Consider the following 271-nt stretch of genomic DNA (forward strand, 5'->3'; position numbering starts at 1 on the left):
CTGGCCATGGTCAGCGCGGCCTGCGCAGCGCGTACGGCATGCCGCGCGTGGATCAGTTCCTCGCCCGAGATCGCCCCGCTTGCGACCAGCGCCGTGCGCCGCGTCATGTTTTCCTGCTCCCGCGCCAGATCTACCGTGCGTATCGCCACATTGGCGCGATCCTGGCCGACCGCGGCAAACTGCCCGCGTACCTGCCGCACCGTGCGGGCCAGCTGGGCCTGCGCCGCCGCGAGCGCCAACTGGGCATCCACGCCATTGAGTTCGACCAGCG

Annotated in this window: 1 pseudogene; it reads right to left on the reverse strand. The window is 70.8% G+C overall.

The features are described from left to right. Positions 1-271 (reverse strand): annotated as a pseudogene (locus SB786_RS36350) (EmrA/EmrK family multidrug efflux transporter periplasmic adaptor subunit); the annotation flags it as partial.

The sequence above is a fragment of the Burkholderia sp. SIMBA_062 genome (assembly GCF_046534765.1).
Taxonomy (GTDB): domain Bacteria; phylum Pseudomonadota; class Gammaproteobacteria; order Burkholderiales; family Burkholderiaceae; genus Burkholderia; species Burkholderia ambifaria.